At 44.6% G+C, this 17,203-nt stretch carries 13 protein-coding genes; 5 read left to right on the top strand and 8 right to left on the bottom strand.

The window, feature by feature from the left end; translation table 11 throughout:
* Window positions 1–26 precede the first annotated feature (26 nt).
* The 6 genes from prpF to A1QO_RS18605 all read right to left on the bottom strand — a co-directional run bounded on the left by prpF (window position 27) and on the right by A1QO_RS18605 (window position 10,659).
* Complete coding sequence (gene prpF / locus A1QO_RS18630; RefSeq protein WP_017041868.1) at window positions 27–1,199, bottom strand: 2-methylaconitate cis-trans isomerase PrpF; 1,173 nt, start codon at window positions 1,197–1,199, stop codon at window positions 27–29.
* On the bottom strand, window positions 1,196–3,856 hold the full coding sequence (gene acnD, locus A1QO_RS18625; protein ID WP_017041867.1) for a Fe/S-dependent 2-methylisocitrate dehydratase AcnD: 2,661 nt from the start codon (window positions 3,854–3,856) through the stop codon (window positions 1,196–1,198). The genes prpF and acnD overlap by 4 nt, the downstream gene beginning before the upstream one ends.
* 178 nt (window positions 3,857–4,034) lie before the next feature.
* Window positions 4,035–5,201, bottom strand: a complete 1,167-nt coding sequence (gene prpC, locus A1QO_RS18620; protein WP_017034094.1) for a bifunctional 2-methylcitrate synthase/citrate synthase — start codon at window positions 5,199–5,201, stop codon at window positions 4,035–4,037.
* Between the two features lie 107 nt (window positions 5,202–5,308).
* Window positions 5,309–6,202 carry a methylisocitrate lyase gene (prpB, locus tag A1QO_RS18615; protein ID WP_017041866.1) on the bottom strand — a complete coding sequence of 298 codons (894 nt, stop codon included), beginning with the start codon at window positions 6,200–6,202 and terminating at the stop codon, window positions 5,309–5,311.
* A gap of 146 nt (window positions 6,203–6,348) precedes the next feature.
* The gene (locus A1QO_RS18610; protein WP_017038415.1) at window positions 6,349–7,071 is read right to left on the bottom strand and encodes a GntR family transcriptional regulator; all 723 of its coding nucleotides are present in this window, start codon (window positions 7,069–7,071) and stop codon (window positions 6,349–6,351) included.
* Between the two features lie 405 nt (window positions 7,072–7,476).
* The gene (locus A1QO_RS18605) at window positions 7,477–10,659 is read right to left on the bottom strand and encodes an HD domain-containing phosphohydrolase (RefSeq protein WP_017041865.1); all 3,183 of its coding nucleotides are present in this window, start codon (window positions 10,657–10,659) and stop codon (window positions 7,477–7,479) included.
* 298 nt (window positions 10,660–10,957) lie between these two features.
* Here A1QO_RS18605 and A1QO_RS18600 point away from each other — a divergent pair, with 298 nt between their 5' ends.
* The 3 genes from A1QO_RS18600 to A1QO_RS18590 all read left to right on the top strand — a co-directional run bounded on the left by A1QO_RS18600 (window position 10,958) and on the right by A1QO_RS18590 (window position 14,233).
* Entirely contained in the window at window positions 10,958–11,929 is a 972-nt protein-coding gene (locus A1QO_RS18600) for a tripartite tricarboxylate transporter substrate binding protein (protein WP_017034098.1), read from the top strand.
* Between the two features lie 265 nt (window positions 11,930–12,194).
* Window positions 12,195–12,692: a tripartite tricarboxylate transporter TctB family protein gene (locus A1QO_RS18595; protein ID WP_017034099.1), complete on the top strand. Its 498-nt coding sequence runs from the start codon at window positions 12,195–12,197 to the stop codon at window positions 12,690–12,692.
* Between the two features lie 14 nt (window positions 12,693–12,706).
* Window positions 12,707–14,233: a tripartite tricarboxylate transporter permease gene (locus A1QO_RS18590; RefSeq protein WP_017034100.1), complete on the top strand. Its 1,527-nt coding sequence runs from the start codon at window positions 12,707–12,709 to the stop codon at window positions 14,231–14,233.
* A gap of 110 nt (window positions 14,234–14,343) precedes the next feature.
* Here A1QO_RS18590 and A1QO_RS18585 read toward each other — a convergent pair whose 3' ends face one another.
* Window positions 14,344–14,766 carry a DUF3859 domain-containing protein gene (locus A1QO_RS18585; protein WP_017034101.1) on the bottom strand — a complete coding sequence of 141 codons (423 nt, stop codon included), beginning with the start codon at window positions 14,764–14,766 and terminating at the stop codon, window positions 14,344–14,346.
* A complete protein-coding gene (locus tag A1QO_RS18580) occupies window positions 14,742–15,137 on the bottom strand; it encodes an AAA family ATPase (protein WP_017034102.1) in 396 nt (131 codons plus the stop codon). The genes A1QO_RS18585 and A1QO_RS18580 overlap by 25 nt, the downstream gene beginning before the upstream one ends.
* A gap of 167 nt (window positions 15,138–15,304) precedes the next feature.
* On the opposite strand from A1QO_RS18580, the gene metA reads away from it, so the two are divergent.
* Both metA and pilW read left to right on the top strand, forming a co-directional pair.
* Entirely contained in the window at window positions 15,305–16,246 is a 942-nt protein-coding gene (metA, locus tag A1QO_RS18575) for a homoserine O-acetyltransferase MetA (RefSeq protein ID WP_017034103.1), read from the top strand.
* A 235-nt stretch (window positions 16,247–16,481) separates the two neighbouring features.
* Window positions 16,482–17,201 carry a type IV pilus biogenesis/stability protein PilW gene (gene pilW, locus A1QO_RS18570; RefSeq protein ID WP_026027102.1) on the top strand — a complete coding sequence of 240 codons (720 nt, stop codon included), beginning with the start codon at window positions 16,482–16,484 and terminating at the stop codon, window positions 17,199–17,201.
* The last annotated feature ends 2 nt before the right edge of the window (window positions 17,202–17,203 follow it).

Here is a 17,203-nt window from a genome sequence, read left to right as displayed (position 1 = left end):
CCCTGTTTCCTCCATGAAAAACAGTGTTAATGTGAGGTGCTAAAAGGGACACACACTTTCCCTTCCATCAATACGCGGGCACTTCGACTCATGGTCGCCCTATCAACCCTCCACCCTTGTCGCCCATGGCTTGCTTTCGCGCCTACCTTTAATACGCCAGATGGGTGACCAAATGTAACGGATTCTCTCTTGTTTCCTCCAGCCGCAAGATTAACCAACGTACCTTGCACACAAGCAGCCGAAGCGATGGCCACCGCTGCTGTTCCCATCATAGCGTGATGGAGTTTTCCCATAGAAAGCGCACGCACAACCACATCAATATCATCGCAATCGACGGTTTTTCCGCTCGAACTGAGGTAGGTTTTGGCTGGGCTGACAAACGCCACTTTGGGAGTGTGTTGTCTTGATTTCGCTTCTTCAATATCGTGAATCAACCCCATTCTTAGTGCACCATGCGCTCTTATGGATTCAAACATCGCCAATGCCTTTTCATCGCCATTGATCACTTCTTGGCTTTCTGTTCCGGTGTAACCGAGTGATTCTGCATCAACAAAAATTGTCGGGATACCCGCGTTTATGAACGTCGCATTAAATGTCCCAACGTCGGGCACGACAAGTTCATCAATTAGGTTTCCGGTTGGAAACATCGATCCACTCCCGTCTGATGGATTCAAAAAATCCACCCGAATTTCGGCGGCTGGGAAAGTCACCCCATCGAGTTCGAAGTCCCCAAATTCTTGCACTTCTCCATCAACAATCGGTACATGAGCAACAATGGTTTTAGCAATATTGACCTGCCATATTTTGACTTCCACGACACCGTTTTGAGGAATACGTGATGGATCAATGAGCCCTCTTTCCACTGCAAATGGCCCTACCGCGGCAGATAAGTTTCCGCAATTGCCACTCCAATCAACAAAGGGTTTGTCTATCGCGACTTGTCCAAAGAGGTAATCAACGTCGTGATCACCTTGGTGACTTTTCGATACAATAACGGCTTTACTTGTGCTTGACGTCGCCCCGCCCATGCCATCCGTTTGTTTGCCATAAGGATCAGGACTGCCGATGACTCGAAGTAGCAATTCATCTCGCGACTTTCCAGGTACTTGAGCCGATGCAGGTAAATCCTCTAATTTGAAGAAAACACCTTTGCTGGTGCCGCCGCGCATGTAGGTGGCAACAATTTTACTCTGTTTCATACCGGCCCCGCTTGAGAGTGAGAATGAAAGTTATATTGAGACTGCAAAGGCAACTGAGACAGAGACTGAGACAAAAAGTCTTGAGCAAAACGTTGTAACACGCCGCCAGCGTTATACACATTTACCTCATCTTCAGTATCTAAACGGCAAGTAACGTCTACGTTAAACTGCTCACCATCGGTTCGAGTTATCGATAGCACTAAATCCCCCCCCGGTCTTATATCACCGAGCACATCGTAAATTTCCGAGCCATCAAGGTTGAAGGTATGACGATTTTGACCCGATTTAAACTCAAGCGGCAGCACACCCATACCCACTAAATTAGTTCGGTGAATGCGTTCAAACCCTTCTGCGACGATCACTTCTACCCCCGCTAATCGAACGCCTTTTGCTGCCCAGTCTCGTGACGAACCTTGCCCATAATCCCCACCAGCAACGATGATCAGTGGTTGTTTGCGGTCCATATAGGTTTCAATAGCTTCCCACATTCGCATAACCTTTCCTTCTGGCTCTACTCGTGCAAGCGATCCCTGCACCACTTCACCATTCTCTTTCACCATTTCATTAAACAGCTTTGGGTTTGCGAATGTGGCACGCTGAGCGGTTAAGTGATCGCCCCGATGGGTCGCATAGGAATTAAAGTCTTCTTCTGGAACGTCCATCTTAGTGAGATATTCACCCGCCGCACTTGATGCCAAAATAGCGTTTGAAGGCGAGAGGTGATCGGTGGTGATGTTGTCACCAAGCAACGCCAACGGGCGCATATTTTTGAGGCTTCGTTCACCCGCAAGCGCTCCTTCCCAATAAGGTGGTTTGCGAATATAAGTGCTTTTTTCACGCCAATCGTACAAAGGGTTGAGGTTGGTTTCGCTTTCATCCAGTTTGAACATTTTTATGTAAATTTGATTGAACTGCTCTGGTTTAACATGGCGATTTACGACAGAATCAATTTCCTCGTCACTCGGCCATAAGTCATTGAGGTAGATAGGATTGCCACTGCTGTCGAATCCTAAGCTGTCCTTTTCGATATCAAAACGAATGGTTCCTGCTATGGCGTAAACAACAACAAGCGGTGGCGATGCCAAAAATGCCTGTTTTGCGTAAGGGTGAATTCGACCATCAAAATTACGATTACCCGACAGAACTGCGGTGGTGTAGAGGTCACGCTCAATGATTTCATTTTGAATGTCTGGTGAAAGCGCGCCACTCATGCCGTTACACGTTGTGCAAGCATATCCCACGATACCAAAACCGAGTTTTTCCATTTCTGGCAATAACCCAGCCTCTTCCAGATACAATTTGGCGACTTTAGAACCAGGAGCAAACGACGTCTTCACCCATGGTTTACGCACTAAGCCAAGCTCATTGGCTTTTTTCGCAACCAGCGCTGCCGCCACGACATTTCTTGGATTACTGGTGTTAGTGCACGAGGTTATAGCTGCAATGATCACTGCGCCATCAGGCATTTGATTGCCATTATCAGTCCATTTTCCGGCGATGCCTCGCTCGGTAAGTTCCGCTGTCGGTAAACGTCGGTGCGGGTTAGAAGGACCAGCAAGGTTCCGTTGCACCGTCGATAAATCAAACTCGATGACACGTTCATAAACCGCACTCTCTAGGTCATCGGCCCACAAACCGGTTTGCTTCGCATAGCGTTCAACCAGCTCAACTTGGTCAGCTTCTCTGCCTGTGAGTGTAAGGTAATTGATGGTCTGCTCATCGATGTAAAACATCCCAGCGGTTGCGCCGTACTCTGGTGTCATATTGGCGATGGTGGCACGATCACCTATCGTCAGGTCTCGTACCCCCTCCCCAAAGAATTCTAAGTAGCTGGAAACGACTCGTTCGTTTCTCAAAAGCTCTGTAATGGCTAAAACAATATCGGTTGCTGTAATACCGGCTTGGCGCTTTCCTACAAGCTTAACACCGACAATATCTGGCAAGCGCATCATTGATGGACGACCGAGCATCACCGTCTCTGCTTCCAATCCTCCCACTCCAATGGCTAACACGCCCAGAGCATCAACATGGGGCGTATGGCTGTCGGTGCCCACACACGTATCAGGAAAGGCAATTCCGTTCTGCGATTGAACGACTGGAGACATTTTTTCCAGATTAATCTGGTGCATGATCCCATTACCAGCGGGAATCACGCTGACGTTTTTAAACGCGGTTTTACACCACTCAATAAAATGAAAGCGATCTTCATTTCGGCGTTCTTCAATCGCTCTATTTTTATCAAACGCGTCCTTTTGAAAACCTGCATGTTCAACAGCTAATGAGTGGTCAACGATCAGCTGTGTTTCAACAACAGGATTCACACTGGCAGGGTCGCCGCCTTCTTTTGCTATGGCATCTCGAAGCCCGGCTAGGTCAACCAGAGCGGTTTGGCCAAGGATATCGTGACAGACCACACGAGCTGGATACCATGGAAAATCAAGGTCGCTTTTTCTATCGATAATTTGTTTTAGGCTATCGGTCAGCTGGCTAGGGTCACATCGCCTAACAAGCTGCTCTGCCAATATTCTTGACGTATAGGGCAGTGTTTCATACGAACCCGGTGAAATACGGTTGATCGCTTCACGCGCATCAAAATAGTCTAATTGTGTCTCTGGCAGCGATTTTCGGTATCGCTGATTTACGCTGAAATTTGGCATAGCATCCGTCCATGAATCGGTTCATCTTGGTCAAGCAAGGCATCGTTCGCCCTGCTTTTTAAATCATTACCTACTGTACTGGATCGGCTTGTTCTGCTTGATCTGCACAGTTTGCTTGGTTTTGTTGCGCTATTGAAAGGCAATGTCTTTGACTCGTTTGTTTGACTATTTCGTTGGCCTATTGCCTTTTATCAATCGGTAACCAATCTTGATGCTCAGGCCCATCGTAGTCAGCACTTGGACGGATAATTCGATTGTTGGCACGCTGCTCATAAATATGCGCCGCCCACCCCGTTAAACGGCTCATAACGAAGATAGGCGTAAACAGTTTGGTTGGGATATCCATAAAGTGATACGCGGATGCATGGAAGAAATCGGCGTTACAGAATAGGTCTTTTTCACGCTTCATCACCGATTCCACTCGCTCCGAAACGGCATACAATTGTGTGTCCCCTACCGCTAGTGACAACTCTTTTGACCAGCGTTTTATCAATGCATTACGAGGATCGCTTTCTCGGTATACCGCATGACCAAAGCCCATGATTTTGTCTTTGTTTGCCAGCATTGCCATGATGTTCTCTTCTGCTTCATCAGCGGTTTGCCAATCTTGGATCATGTCCATCGCAGCTTCGTTTGCACCGCCATGCAAAGGCCCACGTAATGTGCCAATCGCAGCAGTGATACAAGAATGAATGTCTGACAACGTTGAAGCGCACACTCGGCCTGCAAATGTGGATGCATTAAACTCGTGCTCGGCGTATAAGATAAGCGAGCAATGCATGACTTTTTTATGCAGTTCACTGGGAGATTTGTCCGTCAGCATTTTCAGAAAATACCCACCGATGCATGACTCTGACGTGTCTTGAGTATCGATTCGCACGCCATCGTGGCTAAACCGATACCAGTAACAAATGATCGCAGGAAAGAGTGCCAACATTCGCTCTGTTGCTTGCTGTTGCTGTGCAAAATCCATTTCTTGCTCTAGATTGCCCAGAACAGAACAGCCCGTTCTCATGACATCCATTGGATGAGCTGTTGAGGGTATTAATTCTAGTGCTTGCTTAAGCGCGGATGGTAGGCCTCGCAATCCGATCAACCGCGTTTTGTATTCATCCAATTGAGCCCGGTTGGGAAGATGCCCCTGTAACAGCAAATAAGCGACTTCTTCAAACTCGGCGTTGTTCGCTAAGTCGGTAATGTCATAACCTCGGTAAGTCAGGCCCGTTCCTGTTTGGCCTACAGTGCACAGTGAGGTTGTGCCAGCACTTTGTCCGCGTAAGCCCGCGCCGCCAATTACGTTTTTCTTTGCTACCTTTTCGCTTTCTGATGAAACTGATGAAGACATAATGAACTCCTTTTCTGTGCTAACTTATGTGACTGTATTCTTCGTCGTTGCTCTTCGGCACTTTTATAAGTTAACGATTTCACGTTATTGGATTAAGTTAATGTGGTCTATTTTCCAGAAAATAGCTGATCCAGCTTATCTTCGTAATCATGGTAATTGAGGTGTTCATAGAGCTCTTTGCGCGTTTGCATCGATTCAACTACCGCTTCCTGATTGCCTTCCACCAGCAAGTGTCGATAGACATTTTCAGCGGCTTTATTCATCGCTCTAAATGCACTCAATGGATAAAGCACCATATCCACACTCGATTTGGCTAAATCTTCACAGCTATAGAGAGGGGTTTGACCAAATTCGGTGATATTGGCAAGAATCGGGACATGCTTACCCGTCGCAGATTGTAAGGCGGCCGAGAATTTCACATACTGATCCAGTTGATTCATCGCTTCTGGGAAAATCATATCCGCCCCAGCTTCAACACAGGCGATCGCTCGTTCAATCGCGCTATCAATCCCTTCTACCGCCAATGCATCGGTTCGCGCCATGATGACAAAGTTTTCATCGTTTCGTGCATCCACTGCGGCTTTGATTCGGTCAACCATTTCTTGCGCACTGACAATGGCCTTGTTTGGTCGATGACCACACCGTTTTTGTGCAACCTGATCTTCCATATGCACCGCCGCCGCGCCTGCTTTTTCAATCGACTTGATCGTTCTGGCAATGTTAAACGCACCACCAAATCCTGTGTCGATGTCCACCAACAATGGTAAATCGCAAGCGTTGGTGACTCGCTCAACATCCACGAGCACATCATTGAGTGTTGTAATCCCTAAATCGGGTAGCCCATACGACGCATTCGCGATGCCCCCGCCCGATAAATAAATTGCTTGGTGGCCGATGTTTTTCGCCATCATTGCGCAGTATGGGTTGACCGTACCAACAATTTGCAGTGGATTATTGTGTTCGACAGCAAGCCTAAATTTGGCCCCCGGTGATATTTTCATGGTTAAACTCCCTTTAACTCAGTCGATAGTTGTTATTCATTTTTATTACTATGCATTTTTATTACTATTCATTTTCATTGTTCTGTCTTGTATTACTTGCTAGACCTACAGTGGCTAGAACGTCGCTGACCAGACCAAGAAAACAACTAGGTGTCATCTTGTTGAATCTGTTTTTCTATGAGTCTTCGGCTACCAGAAATATGTCGTCTCATGAGCATTTCAGCCAACTCTTCATCACGATTGCGTATCGCTTGTAGAATAAATTTGTGCTCCTCCAGCGCTTCTGTTGGCCTTGATTGCGCCCGAGGCGATTGATAACGATACATACGCAGCAAGTGGTAAAGCTCTCCACATAATAGGGAGACCAATTTGCTATTTCGGCTGGCTTTAATGATTCGATAATGGAAATCAAAATCGCCATGTTGATGAAAGTAAGACGCCCCCTCAACTTGATCGATATGTTTAGAATGGGTTGCCAATACTTGTTCTAACTTGATTAACTCGTCTGGTGTAATGTGTCTTGCCGCAAGTCGGGCGGCCATCCCTTCTAACGCTTCCCTAACGGAATACAGCTCTATGAGTTTTTCTTGGGAAAAGGTAATCACCCTTGCGCCAACATGTGGGATGCGCTCGATTAAACCCAGCCCTTCAACGCGCATAATCGCTTCTCTAAGCGGCCCACGACTGACTTCAAATCGTTTCGCCAGTTCAGGCTCAGATATTTTGCTTCCCGGTGGGATATCACCGCCAACAATCGCCTCAATCAGATATTCCGTTAAGCTTTCTGATTTGGTGTTTTCTTTTTCAGGCGCACGAGTTTTGGCTTCGTAAGAGAGACTCAATTCTGAAATGGTACTGTTCATGTTCATGCACTCACATTATCTTGGTTGACCTGTTACTGGGATGAATAAGTTACTGGGATGAATAAATTACTGGGGTTAATAAGTTACTTGAGCTAACCCGATTCGTGTCAACAATCTGCTGCTGTGTTTATAAAATAGACCATTAAAGTGTCGACAATCAAGTAAATTGTCGACACTTTAGACTAAGGTATAGGTGTTTGATTTTAGATAAGATGCGAGATATTGGTTCGAAATATTGAACATTAAGCCTGATTTTCAATGAATTAAGATTAAAATACAGATAACGACAAGAATGATAAGAGATGTGAGACCGATGACATTGTGTCGACAATATTCTCTATTTAGGGGAAGAGGCGCAACAGAGAGTGTTTGACTCTCTATTGCGTGATTTTCACTCAAAAACGGCTAGCTTTACGAGCGAAACTTTTCAATATCGACTTCATCGACCTGGGCTTCAGGTAAAAAGCGAGTCGCGTATTCTTTGTACACACCGCTTTCTAAGAAAAGCATAAACAAGTCGATATCTAAATGATCATCCAACGCCATTTTATGCATGATATCAATAGCGACACTGACGGGTTTGGCCTTCTTGTAAGGTCTGTCGGCGGCAGTTAATGCTTCAAAAATGTCAGCAATCACGAGTATTCGCTCTGGAATCGAAAGATCATCACGAGTAAGTTTACGAGGGTAACCCGTTCCTTTTAATGTTTCATGATGCGTTGAAGCGTAACGAGGCACACGACTTAGCTCTGGCGGGAATGGCAGATTATTGAGCATTTTAATTCCGCTGATCATATGCTCATTGATTTTAAAACGGTCTTCTTTGGTTAACGTTCCACTTCTAATGGATAGATTATAAAGTTCACCCAGATTGTATTGATGTTCCGGTACCTCAATATTAATACCAAATTTAGGATCAAACTCTAACGGCCGTATTCTTTTAATAATATGCTCTGGTTTATTGCTCAGCAGCGTTTCAGTCACCGGCAATGGTTGGTCACTGCGTTTTTTGGAGAGTTCTTCAAACGGTGAAAGCCCCAAAGCATCATCAAAATAGCGTTGCCAGGTTTGTTGCCCTATCTGATGGATTCGTTTCACTTGCTCTTCGCCCATGAATTCACTGCCTACATTGGATGTCGAGATAAATTCGAAATCACTTTTTAACTGCTCCTGGCGAGCCAGCCATTCTTCCATCAATGCTTGTTCTGTCTGTTTGTCGGTTTGCTCGCTATTTGTAGTTTGCTTGTTGTCCTCTCCATCGCGTAATTGCTTGAGGTAGTGAATTTCAGCATCACGCCATAGCACTTCAAAGCGTGTTCTAATTTCATGGATTCGATTATAATTGGCTTCCAGTTTACTGCCCTTGTCTACGATGTGCTCTGGGGTCGTTATCTTTCCACAATCGTGAAGCCAAGCTGCGATCTGAAACTCCTTTCTCTCTTTATCATTAGCAAACTTAAAATCTTTAAACTTACCCTCTTGCACACTTTCCACAGCATCCGCCAGCAACATCCCTATTTCAGGCACTCGGTTACAATGCCCAGCAGTATAAGGGGATTTTTCATCGATCGCTTGAGCAATTAAACGAATAAACGACTCGACAAATTCTTCTTGCGACTTTTGATAGCGCTTAATCTCTTCCACCATATCCATCATAGAATCAGACAGCTCAGACACTTCTTTAATACGTGATTGAACATGATGAACATCGTCAAACTGACGCAGAGAAATTTTATACGTTTCTTTTGTCAGTAGATCCACGGGTCTGACGATCGGGTTACCAAATACCCAGGCAACAGGCAACAAGAGAAACAAAATCATGAAGCTCAATCCCATCGATGTTAGTACCTTGGGGATCACCTTATCAATCACAACTTGATGAGGGACAATAACGGCAAAGTACTCGGTTGCACTCGTAGGATCGCCCATCGGTGCTAGGTAGAGATAATGGGCTGATCCGTTGATGTCTTGCTCTATCATTTGATTTTGAAGAGCCGGCTGTTCAGTTAACGCCATCAGTTCTGCATACGGTACCAAGGCTTCGTGCTTCAACTTTTGGTTTAGCCATTTTTTATTCAGTGCTTGCCATTGCTTATCAGTCACGTTAGCTATCGCTAAAGCTATCGCATCCATTAACCTTTGGTCATCCGTCTTCATTGATAAGTAATATTCGACGGGTTTATTGCGCTGTAAGGGGCTAATATTAAGGTCACTGGAATAGGTGGTATCTCTATAACTGTTTAATACTGGTAATGCATCAACCACCGACGTGACTTTCCCAGTACTGAGCCATTGCATCGCTTCATCAATGCTGTTTGCAAATAGGAGCGTTCTTTCTTTTCCTTTTTCTAGCAGCGTCTCCGTTAAACGGCCTTTAACTAAAGCAATAGGAAGGGACATCAGCTGGTCTTGCGTTTTGTCAGCATCGCTCAAGTGTGTTGCGATGCCGAGGGGCATAGAATACAAAGCGACACTATCGACCGTGTCTACCTCACTAGACGATTCAGGGCCTACGCTGGATTGCAAGAGATCTAATTCACCTCGATTGAATTTATCGGACAGCTCTTGCCAGGTGAATCCATTAACAAACTCAAACTTTAACCCCGTCATTTCACTCACGATGGAAAGAAGATCGACGGAATAACCTCTTGGTTCGCCTGCCAATGAATAGTCTAAAGGGCCCCAATCATTTTGGTTAGAAACCAGTAATGATCTTGAGTCTTCTAAAAACCGTTTTTGCTCTGCATTAAAGGTCAGCACGTTAGATGGAGGAATAATTGTTCGTTGGATCTCTTTTTGTTGGCTATGGCTAGACGCAATAATTTCGCCTCTGTTATTAAAAATGAAAGACTCAACGCCTAACTCCCCACCTAACCCCAAAGCTTTTGGCGAGATCAGAGAGCTGACTGAAGACAGGACAATATCTATCCCTATCACTTCATGATTGGTTCTCACTGCGTACGTTTGCCCAGTTATTTTAAGATGTTGAAATAAATAGGGGTCCGTTTTGAGCACGTGTTCTTTTGTTGCTTGAGCATACCAAGGCCGCTGAGTTGGGTAGAAGTTACTCTCTTCCGTCGTTTTTTTGGTCAGCGTATAATTTTCGGTATAATAGTGTGTCTCTCTTACCCTGTTCTCTTTAGGCCCATTAACCTGTATCACGACCCATCGATCATTAACCGCAGCGTTAAGTTTCTCTCGGACAATCGGCGATGAATCAAGGTTAATTATTTGGTAAAAATCTTCATTGTTATTGCCCCAATAAATACTATAAAACATGGGGTTATCTAACAGTGTCTGAGTAAAAATAGTCTTCACTTCACGTTGACTAAATTGATACTCGGTTACCACAGAAATATGCTTCAATAACCTTGCAACATTCGAAGCATTGGCCTCTATATCCTCTATATGCTCACTGACTTTAGTTGAGGTAAACGACAGTTTAGACAGCACCAAATCTTCTGACATCTCTCTTGAAAAGTGATATTGGATAGAAATGGTAAAAAGAGAAGTGAGCATTGTAGCGAGGATGAATAAACTCCCGACAGTAAAACGGATCGAGTACTTTCTAGTCTTCCTTTTTGAATCTTTCATTCCCACCCTCCATAGTGTGACCGAATGACATTGGCGTTTTTACGCTCTATTTAACTCAATTTTTTATTCAATTGTCAGCATAGCAAGCTAACTGGCACCTTGATGTTCATACCGTGAACTTTATGAACTAAATCTCCTAAATGACCAATATTCTTTTTATCCACACATTAAAGACAAAAAATTAACATCCACGTAACCTCAAATGACTCTGCATAGTCGGTTCGCTTGTCTATGCAGACAAACATAATGATAAGCACTCGTCTATTCAGATCGTGCACCTACATAAGGAACGTGAAACATGTTTAAGGTATTAAAACCAACACTTGCAGCGTCTATTATCGCAGCATCATTTTCTTTCAGCGCTTTTGCAGCGGATCTAGAGAAAATCCACTTTATTATTCCAGGTGGCGCTGGTGGTGGTTGGGATATGACCGCTCGTGGTACAGGGGATGTTCTGGTTAAATCTGATATTGTTGAAAATGTGTCATTCCAAAACCTTTCTGGTGGCGGCGGCGGTAAAGCCATTGCACACCTTATAGAAACGGCTGAGCGTCAAGAAGACACCCTAATGGTAAACTCAACACCGATTGTTGTTCGCTCACTAACCGGTATTTTCCCTCAATCTTTCCGTGATTTAACGCCTGTTGCAGCAACTATCGCGGACTACGGTGCAATCGTTGCCTCTGCTGATTCTCCTTACAATACATGGGAAGACGTGGTTAAAGAGTTCGAATCGAACCCTCGTAAAGTAAAAATTGCTGGCGGATCGGCGCGTGGCAGTATGGACCACCTTGTTGTTGCGGCAGCGTTTAAAGGTGAAGGGTTTGATGCGAAGAAAGTTCGCTATATTGCCTACGATGCGGGTGGTAAAGCAATGGCAGCATTGCTATCAGGCGAAACACAACTTCTATCAACGGGTTTAGGCGAAGTGTTAGAAATGTCTAAATCAGGTCAAGTAAAAGTTATTGCCATCACGGCACCTGAGCGTCTTGAAGCGGCTCCAAACATTCCAACACTGGTTGAGTATGGCAATGAGACCGTCTTTGCTAACTGGCGCGGTTTCTTTGCAGCACCAGGCGTTAGCCAAGAAAAAGTGGACTCATGGAACCAAGCACTGACGAAGATGTACAAAACAGAGCAGTGGGAAGTGGTTCGTGACCGTAACGGTTGGATCGACAACTACAAAGCAGACAAAGACTTCTATTCATTCCTTGAAGATCAAGAAAAGCAAATGGGCGATCTAATGCGTGAGCTTGGTTTCCTTAAGTAACACCATTAGTAACACATCAATATAGGGCTTCTGGGCAGTTATATGCCGTTGAAGCCCTAGATATAAACCGTTTTGCCGTATACGAGTTTACCCTCAAAACTCCTTTGTTTATTGCATATTTTATGTACTTAAGCAGGTAAGCCCAATTGACTAGCAGTAATTTAGCTTACTTTTTGGTTAGCGCTTAGCTCTTCACAATAGAAGATAGCGGCTCATTAACTCGCTCGTATACGGCCTTTTATTTCCTCAGCAATTGGAGTTGGATATGTCGGATTCGCCAACCAATTTTTTCACTAAAGAAAACTTACTGTGTCGCGATAGAGTCGGGGCGTTTATCTTCCTTTTAGTCTGTTTATGTTATGGCTACCAAAGCACTCTTATTCCTTTGTTCCCTGGCGATGAATATGAACCGTTTACGGCAAGAACCTTGCCTACCCTACTCACCTTTGCTGGTATCGGCCTTTCCCTTCTTTTATTAGTGACTGGCAAAAAAGATGTAGACAGTGGTGCCGTTACTGACTTTGACTGGAAGTTGCTTATCGCATTTTTGTGCTTGATGGCATTGTACGGACTTGGATTAACCTACTTAGGTTTCGTGATAGCAACCAGTCTGTTTCTTCTTGCTGGCTTCTACTTACTCGGAGAACGCAGAAGATCCGTACTGCTGGGCGCGTCATTCCCTTTTGTTATCATTTTTTATTTGCTCCTGACACAAGGTTTAGATATTTATCTTGAGCCTGGTCTGATCTTCACTCTCTGGTAATTAGGACTCACAATATGTTAGACGGAATTTTACAAGGACTCTCTACCGCAGTGATGCCAATGAACATCATGATGGTAGTTGTTGGTTGTTTTGTGGGGACTTTTATCGGCATGCTGCCTGGCCTAGGGCCAATTTCAGCGATTGCTTTGATGATCCCAATCACTTATGGATTAGACCCTTCTTCTGGCCTTATCTTGATGGCGGGTGTTTATTACGGCGCGGTATTTGGCGGTTCGACCTCGTCAATTTTGATTAACGCACCAGGCTGTTCTTCGACGGTGGTGACAGCATTTGATGGTTACCCAATGGCACAAAAAGGCCAAGCGGGTAAAGCCCTTGCGCTGGCGGCCTACTCATCGTTCACTGGCGGTACCTTATCTGCAATTATGCTACTTATCGCAGCGCCCGCACTTGCTAGCGTTTCGTTGAGCTTCCAATCTTCTGACTACTTTGCGCTCATGATCTTAGGCCTATCAGCCGTTGCGGCCTTTGCCGGCCCAGGGCAAGTCGTGAAAGCATGGATGATGACGATTCTAGGCTTAATGCTGTCTACCGTGGGAATAGACAAAGGTGTCGGTGTTGAACGTTTTACTTTTGGCCTAACTGACCTTATGGATGGCTTTAGCTTCTTACTGCTTGCTATGGCGACATTTGCGCTTGGCGAAACGCTGATGGGAATATTGAAGCCAGAGAAAGACACCAGTGGCGAAGAAAATCAAATTATGGCCAATATTGGTAGCATGAAGGTCACAAAGGAAGAATTCAAAGAAGTGGCTCCGGTCTCGATTCGATCGTCTATTCTTGGTTTCTTTACTGGCGTTCTTCCTGGCGCTGGCGCAACTATTGCCGCGTTTCTTAGCTACGGAATGGAACGAAGCCTGGCGCCAAAAGACAAGAAAAAAGAGTTTGGTAAGGGCAGCATTCGTGGTTTGGTTGCCCCAGAATCAGCAAACAACGCAGCATCAAGCGGATCCTTTGTTCCTCTTTTGACATTGGGAATCCCCGGTTCGGGTACAACAGCCATCATGCTTGGTGCTTTGATAGCTTACGGTATTCAACCTGGTCCACGTTTGTTTGTAGAGCACCCAGATGTATTTTGGTCGGTCATCATTTCTATGTACTTTGGTAACATCGTACTGGTTATTCTTAACCTCCCATTAATCCCTTACATTTCAAAGTTATTGGCCGTGCCAAGGACAGTACTTCTTCCGATGATTTTGTTCTTCTCAATTACGGGGGTGTATCTCGTTTCATTTAACACCATGGATGTGTTCATCATGTTGATTGTGGCCATGGCTGCGATAGCTTTGCGGCTTGCTAACTTCCCACTAGCCCCACTCTTGCTTGGGTTCATCCTTGGTGGATTAATGGAAGAGAACTTACGCCGAGCATTGATGATCAGTGATGGAGAACTGAGCTTCTTATGGGAACGTCCGATTACGCTGACCTTTACTGTCATCGCGGCCTTGGTATTGATTAGCCCAATAGTGATTGGATTCATTAATAAGTTAAGAACCAAACCCGACGCGGCTGTTCAGTAATTCATAACGCATTGTTTACATCAATAAAAACAGGCGCCTTTACGGCTCCTGTTTTTTGTCTTTTTGATAAACAGTTACCTTGAAAAACACCGGAGACGTCAACGTAACGGTTAAAAGCCTCGGTGCTTCCAAAATTGCTGCTCATTCTTTCCAATTAAATGGAAGGTTTTTTCAGCGACAACGCGACCCTGTAACTCAATGGTCATTGTCCATTTACCCAACTTATCTTCTACCGGCTCCCACACTGTGTCACCTAAGTAGAAATCAAAGTCGTTACTGTTTATATACTCTTCACCGGTGAATGGTTCTAAGGGCTCACCTTTTTTACTCAATATACCAGGATGGTCAATGCAAAAAGTAAACTTCTCGCCTTTGGCTTTTTTAATGTTGATGATAAGACCAAACTCTACATCGACCTCTGCCGGAACATTAGTCGTAAACTCTTGAATTTTGGGTAAGTCTTTCGCTCGTGAATCCCATGTTGTGTATATACCGTATGACGATATATCTATGACTGGCGATCGTTTTGCCATTGCTGCCACCGTTTCTTCATTTTAGTGATTGTTTTTTTGTCAACGTCATGAATATTGGCATAACTGCCCGTGCACTCTATGACGTCCAGTGTTAAGCCAAACTGACGCGCAAGATGGTAATACGGCAGGATCTCCCAACGACGCACAAAGGTATTGGACACAACAACACTCTCACCGTTAAAGAGTGCCTGTTCCGTCTGCTTATAACACCACTCATGGGCACACTGGATTAAGCCAGCATCGTAATGGTATTCCCCTTGAGCAGTAATAAAATACATATCGGCTTCAAAATGAGCCGCATTCATCGTCTGTGCAAGTGTCGATTTTCCTGACCCAGGCAGGCCACGAATCAAGGTGAACGTTTGTGTCATAACGGTTTGCTCATACTTTGTTCATTACTATAGGATTACTTATAGAAGTCATTATAGAAGTTGCATAGTAACGCGATTTAGATTCATTTTCCTATCGACATCTTATACTGATTACGTTAAGTTTGGATGTATAGACGTCCAAAATAAATAGCTTAGGGAGAAGAGCTGTGCCAATTAAGATCCCCGATCAACTGCCTGCATCCGATGTGTTGCGCGAAGAAAACATATTTATCATGCCCGAGTCTCGCGCCTCAACTCAGGAGATTCGTCCGCTCAAGGTGTTGATCTTAAATCTTATGCCAAAAAAAATTGAGACGGAAACTCAATTCTTACGATTGCTTTCTAACAGCCCACTACAGGTGGATGTTGAATTGCTGCGCATTGATGATCGCCCAAGTAAGAATACCCCTACAGAGCATCTTGATAATTTTTATCGTCAATTTGAAATGGTGAAAAACCGCAACTTCGATGGCTTGATTATTACCGGCGCCCCTCTTGGTCTTGTGCAGTTTGAAGATGTGATTTACTGGGATCATCTACAAAGCATCATGAACTGGGCCAAAAGTCATGTGACATCGACATTGTACGTATGCTGGGCGGCTCAGGCGGGGTTGAAACTCCTTTACGACCTGCCAAAACGCACTCGAAAAGAAAAGCTCTCTGGCGTGTACCATCATAAAATTCACCAACCGTTCCACCCCGTTTTACGAGGTTTTGACGATACGTTTTTGGCCCCCCATTCTCGCTATGCAGATTTTTCTACTGAATTCCTAGAAGCGCATACTGAGCTGGATATTTTAGCCAGTTCAGATGTCGCTGGCGTTTACCTAGCAGCAACGAAAGACAAACGAAACGTTTTTGTAACAGGCCACCCTGAGTACGACGCGCTCACATTGCATCATGAATACATTCGTGATTTAGGCGAAGGCATGGAGCCAGCAATGCCGATTAATTACTACCCAAATAACAACGCGGATAACAAACCGTGTGCCAGTTGGCGTAGTCACGGACACTTGCTGTTCTCTAACTGGCTCAATTACTGCGTTTATCAACAAACCCCTTACGACCTTGATAAGTTCAGTGAAGCCCACTTTACGAAAGATGATTAATAATCAACACCTTATTTACTCTTTAGTTAATAATAAACAAGAAAAACGGTCATTAATATGACCGTTTTTTTATGATTGCTAACTTGCTCGCATTGTTCCTTGCTCGGTATCTCTAACCGTAACATTCAGAATATGATGAATCTGCTAACAAGGAGCCCTTATGAAAAAGACACTTTTTGCTATGTCGTCACCGATCTCAGTTATGCCATCAAAGACTATAGCGATAAACATCGCTATGAGCGTAGTGATCAGCACAGTAATGAGCATAACAGGTTGTGTGACGGTAACAGACGGCGACGAGACACCAACAAAAGCATCGTCCATCGATATGGCGGAAACTCGTTTAGCACTAGGGCTTGGGTACCTTGAAAAAGGCAACATGATCAGAGCAAGAGAGAATTTGGAAAAAGCACTCAAACATGCCCCTAACTACTATCGAACTCAGCTTAGCATGGCCCATTATTATGAGGCGGTAGGCGAGCCTAAATCGGCTGAAAACATCTACAAGACGGCGCTTCGTCAACACCCTAAAAACGGCAATGTGCTCAACAACTACGGTACATTTCTGTGTAAGCAAGGAAACGTCAAGCAAGCGGATGATTTCTTCAATCGCGCAGTCAATCAACCCTATTACTATCTCATTTCAGGCAGCTACGAGAACGCGGCTTTATGTGCCTTAAAAGCTGGCAATACCGTTCAGGCAAAAACGTATTTCAAACGAGCATTGGATCATGACCCTAATCGCGCCCGTTCAATCTTACAATTAGCGAAAATCGAAATAGAACAGCAAGAGTTTACCGATGCAAGAATACGTCTAATGCATTTCCATCAACGTTTTGGACTGCGGGCATCATCGTTAACCTTGTTGGTCGAGCTAGAAAAACAAGCTGGCAATACCGCGTTAGAAAAAAAATACCAGCGCCAACTTAATGACCTGATAGCGCAACAGTCTTAAGT

This window comes from Vibrio genomosp. F10 str. ZF-129 (genome assembly GCF_000287055.2).
Taxonomy (GTDB): domain Bacteria; phylum Pseudomonadota; class Gammaproteobacteria; order Enterobacterales; family Vibrionaceae; genus Vibrio.
This window is presented reverse-complemented; position numbering and strand designations above follow the sequence as displayed.